Here is a 4,849-nt window from a genome sequence, read left to right on the forward strand (position 1 = left end):
CTCAAGTACTTTATCGATAAATGCGTTTTCCGAAGAAAAATACGCATCTTTATCCCCAGCAAAACCCCACTCATAAAAGAATAGTCGAATAAAGGATTCAAACTTCTGCTGTTCATCCGTTTCGTTAACCAAAGCAAACTCGGCGTCTTTTAACAATCTCGCCAACTCTTGTTCTGCCCAACTGTCTTGAGTTTCTGGGTTAATCGCTTTATTTAAGATCAATGCACCTTCAGCTAACTCTAGCTGGTCAAAGTCTTCATCAAAAAATTCGTACATAGGTAGTTAACCGAAATAAGGAGATAATTAACCGAAAAATGTTGGTGTCTTCGTCATTGCAATTTTACCTGCCATCGCTAACCAGCCAAGCGCACCAAAGAAAGAGAACACTCTCAGTAGCTTGTTTTTACCTAGCTTAAGCGCAAAGAAGCCCAGTGCGATGTAAGCCATAACACAGGTTAGTTTTTCGGTTAACCAGGGTGCTGCTGGTGTAAATGGAATAAAGCCAGTGATAAAAATCAAACCAATACCCGAAAGCAACAGCAATGAGTCATTGATATGAGGGAAACGCTGTAAGAAAGGATGCTTAAGCTTCGGTGAGTTAGCCATCATAAGAGCGAAACGAATCGAAAGAAGCAGTGCGCTTATAGCAATCGTTAATAGGTGAAAATGTTTTAAACCTTCGTACATGGTATTCCTTTATATTTTTATATGTCTTTCGTTAACACGAGCCACACAATACCCGTTAATGCTCTGTATTTCTGCGTTAAATGCATTATCAAGTTAAGTGTATTTTCGAGTTAAAGGTATCAATTTAGCAAGTTCATCATCTATTGCTCACAAGATGATTAACAGCAGCCTATGAACAGTAACGACCCAATGTCACTCGGTCATTACCACCGTAATCTTTCTCTGTCACAACATCGAGATATCCGAGCGCCTGCATAATCTCACGTACAGCTAAACCTTGGTCGTAACCGTGTTCAAACGCTAACCAACCTTCGTTTTCTAAAAAGCTTCGTGCGTTTTCAGAAATGTATCGAATATCTGCTAAACCTTTCTCTTCAGCAACTAACGCTGTGATCGGTTCAAAACGCACATCACCTTGAGATAAATGAGGGGCATTCTTCTCTATGTAAGGTGGGTTAGAGACAATCAACGAGAACTTCACCGCTTCTTTTTCAGAGTTGGCTAGGTTCAAAGGCTCAAACCAACTGCCGTGTAAAAAGGTGGCGTTGGTGATATTTAATCGCTGAGCGTTTTCTGTCGCAAGTTGCTGCGCTTCCGGACGAAGATCAATCCCCGTCACTGGTCGGTTCGGCATCTCAGAGGCCAATGCCAAAGCAATCGCACCTGTACCAGTTCCTAAATCGAGAATCGCACCTTGCTTGCCATACGTTTTGTCTAACGCCACTTCAACCAAACGTTCCGTATCTGGACGCGGGATTAAAGTAGAAGGAGAGACTTTTAACGGCAGCGACCAAAACTCACGTTCACCAACAATATAAGCCACAGGCTCACCGGTTAAGCGACGTTTTAGAAGGGTATGGAATTCGGATTCTTGTTCTGAAGTGAGATGCTTCTCAGGCCAAGTCAGTAGGTAAGATCTAGGTTTATCTAAGGCGTGACAAAGCAGTACCGCAGCATCAATCGAGGGCGATGTGTTATCGCCCTCTTGAAGCTGTACGATTGCTGACTTTAAAGCACTTTCAACCGTATATGCTGACTGCATAGTAATTAGTTGTGCTCAGCAAGTGCAGCTAGTTGATCGGCTTGGTGCTCTTGTAGAACAGGATCAAGCAGGCTTTGCATATCACCTTCCAGAACTTCGTTCAGGCGGTAGATAGTTAAGTTGATGCGGTGATCAGAAACACGGCCTTGAGGGTAGTTGTACGTACGAATACGGTCACTACGGTCACCAGAACCTAATAGGTTACGACGTGTATCTGAAATCGCGGCAGCACGACGCTCTTCTTCAGCTTGAACGATACGAGCCGCAAGAACAGCCATCGCTTTCGCTTTGTTTTTATGCTGAGAACGCTCGTCTTGACACTCTACTACTGTACCTGTAGGTAAGTGAGTAATACGGATTGCTGAATCCGTGGTGTTAACGTGCTGACCACCCGCGCCAGATGCACGGAAAGTATCAATCTTAAGGTCGCCAGCTTTGATCTCTGGCAGATCCGCTTCTGGAATCTCAGGCATAACCGCAACAGTACATGCTGATGTATGAACACGACCTTGAGATTCCGTCTCCGGTACACGTTGTACACGGTGACCGCCAGACTCGAACTTCATTGTGCCGTAAACAGCGTCGCCACTGATTTTAGCGATCATCTCTTTAAAGCCGCCCTGCTCTGAAACATTGCTGCTCATCACTTCGACGCGCCAGCCTTTTTTCTCGGCAAACTTAGAGTACATACGGAAAAGGTTACCTGCAAAGATCCCCGCTTCATCACCACCTGCGCCGGCACGAATCTCTAAGAAGCAGTTACGCTCATCGTTTGGATCTTTTGGAATCAGAAGAATTTGCAGCTCATCAGTCAGACGTTCAATGTTCGCTTTCGCATCTTTGATTTCTTCTTGAGCCATTTCACGCATTTCTGCGTCGTCTTCATTTGCCATCTCTTCAGCAGCTTCTAAATCTTCTTGAGCTTGCTGGTATGATTTAAAGCACCCCGTCACCTCTTCTAATTGAGAATACTCTTTTGACAAGGCACGGAATTTATCTTGATTCCCAAGTACATCGGGATCACCAAGTAGATGTTGAACTTCTTCATAGCGTTCAACAAGTGTTTCAAGCTTTATTAGAATCGAGGCTTTCATAATGTCTTATTCTGTTGGAGGTCGAATATTATTGAGGGTTTTCTAAGCCCAAACTCTGTCTAATGACCGTTAATTTTGCAGGTTCTCCTTGCTCTGCTGCACTTTGGAGTGCACGCGTTGGAGCATGGATCAATTTGTTTGTGAGCTTGTTACTTAGCTCAAGTAAAACTTTTTCAGGGTCACCGCCAGCGGCAAGTGATTGTAAACTCTTACTTAATAATTCTTCTCGGATTTCATTGGCCGATTTTCGATAGTCACGAATACTGTCTACCGCTTGCAGTGAACGCATCCAACTCATGAATGCTGCACTTTCTTCACTAACGATCGCTTCCGCTTGGATCGCTTCCACTTTACGTTGTTCAATGTTGCCATCAACAATCGACTGCAGATCATCAACGGAATACAGGTAAGCATCATTCAGATCGCCTACCTGAGACTCAACGTCTCGGGGAACTGCAATATCAACCAACAACATCGGTTGATGTTTTCTTGTCTTAAGTGCGGTCTCAACCATGCCCTTCCCAATAATAGGCAGTGGACTAGCGGTTGAGCTGATCACGATATCCGCTCGATGCAGGTGATCGGGGATTTCATTGAGGCTAATCACTTTAGCACCAAACTCTTCAGCTAGCCCTAAAGCACGCTCACGAGTTCGGTTGGCCACAATCATCTTGGTGCAACCATTCGCTGAAAGGTGTTTTGCCACCAATTCAATCGTCTCACCCGCACCTACCAGTAACACCGTTGATTCAGCAATCGACTCAAAGATGTGTTTGGCTAATGTGCAAGCTGCGTAAGCAACGGAAACCGCGCTTCCGCCAATTTCAGTTTCAGTTCGAACACGCTTAGCGACAGAAAATGATTTCTGAAACAGTTTTTCCATTGAAGCATCAACAGATTTGTTATCTCGAGAGTCTGTATAAGCTTGCTTCACCTGACCTAAAATCTGTGGTTCACCCAACACCAGAGAGTCCAAACCACAGGCAACGCGCATTAAGTGCTTAATCGCGGCTTGTTCTTCATGGATGTAGATGCTCGGTTTTAATTCTTCAGGGCTAACTTGATGAAATACAGACAGCCAATCGATCAACTTGTTTTTTGCCACGCCTTTGACGTCACAATACACTTCAGTTCGATTACAGGTAGAAAGTATGACACTTCCATTTACGTGTGCATTTGCGTTAAGTTGCTTAAGTGCCTCAGATAATTTATCTGGACCAAAAGCGACTTTTTCTCGCAATTCAACCGACGCTGTATTGTGATTGATACCTACGGCAAGCAAAGACATGTATCAGAAGTTCTCGATCAGGGAATGGAAACAAGGGGCGAATTTTACTTGATGCATGGCTCTATTTAAAGAGCAAGCGGGATTTGTTTTCCTGAGTTCGTGAATTCAATGCTATAGTTGAGACGTTTTTTAGATAAATTTGAACAAGTTGTGAGCAAATATGAGCAAGCTTCGAAAAATCACGTCTCTTATTTTTTTGACCATCATTATGGTGGGTTGCTCGTCTATCCCAGAACAACCGACCAGCGTTGAGTGGCAAAGTCACCAAAACAGGCTTTTACAGATAGAAAACTATCAAGCTTCAGGCAAGCTCGCTTACATTTCTCCAGAGCAACGCCAAAGCCTAAACTTCATATGGAAGCACTCCCCAAATCAAAGCCAATTAAGACTGACCACTTTCCTTGGTCAAACCGCTTTGAACCTTACAATCGACAGTTTGGGTGCAAAAGTCGTGACTTACGATGATCAAGTATTCACCCATGCAAGTGCATCTGTATTGGTAGAGCAACTTACTGGATTGCAGATCCCCATTGATCACCTACCACAATGGTTCCTTGGCATTCCCGACCAAGCAGACAGCTACCAACTCAACAGCACTAACACGCTTGAATCTCTGTCTAAACAAGTCAGCAGTCAACTGTGGACCCTGAATTTTGCTAACTATCACAATACAGAGATGCCGAGTAAGCAACTATCAGATGAAGACAACGCAAAGGTAGAGACAATTCCCCTCCCTAC

General features: G+C 44.1%; 6 protein-coding genes. 1 reads left to right on the top strand and 5 read right to left on the bottom strand.

All coding sequences use genetic code 11. The features are described 5' to 3' along the window. The 5 genes from AB4653_RS09395 to hemA form a co-directional block, all read right to left on the bottom strand. Positions 1-276: transglutaminase family protein (locus AB4653_RS09395; protein WP_372103961.1), on the bottom strand; the 276-nt coding region annotated here is incomplete at its 3' end. Between the two features lie 27 nt (positions 277-303). Then, the gene (locus AB4653_RS09400; RefSeq protein ID WP_009848726.1) at positions 304-687 is read right to left on the bottom strand and encodes a SirB2 family protein; all 384 of its coding nucleotides are present in this window, start codon (positions 685-687) and stop codon (positions 304-306) included. A 169-nt stretch (positions 688-856) separates the two neighbouring features. After that, on the bottom strand, positions 857-1,729 hold the full coding sequence (gene prmC, locus AB4653_RS09405; protein ID WP_102257965.1) for a peptide chain release factor N(5)-glutamine methyltransferase: 873 nt from the start codon (positions 1,727-1,729) through the stop codon (positions 857-859). Between the two features lie 5 nt (positions 1,730-1,734). Then, positions 1,735-2,823, bottom strand: a complete 1,089-nt coding sequence (prfA, locus tag AB4653_RS09410) for a peptide chain release factor 1 (RefSeq protein ID WP_009848728.1) — start codon at positions 2,821-2,823, stop codon at positions 1,735-1,737. Between the two features lie 28 nt (positions 2,824-2,851). Further along, positions 2,852-4,111, bottom strand: coding sequence for a glutamyl-tRNA reductase (hemA, locus tag AB4653_RS09415; RefSeq protein ID WP_102257966.1), 1,260 nt, complete (start codon positions 4,109-4,111; stop codon positions 2,852-2,854). 160 nt (positions 4,112-4,271) lie between these two features. Between hemA and lolB the strand changes: the two genes are divergently transcribed. Further along, the coding region (gene lolB, locus AB4653_RS09420) for a lipoprotein insertase outer membrane protein LolB (RefSeq protein WP_372103964.1) at positions 4,272-4,849 on the top strand (578 nt) is incomplete at its 3' end.

It is taken from the genome of Vibrio sp. 10N.222.48.A3 (assembly GCF_041475345.1).
Classification (GTDB): Bacteria; Pseudomonadota; Gammaproteobacteria; order Enterobacterales; family Vibrionaceae; genus Vibrio; species Vibrio tasmaniensis_A.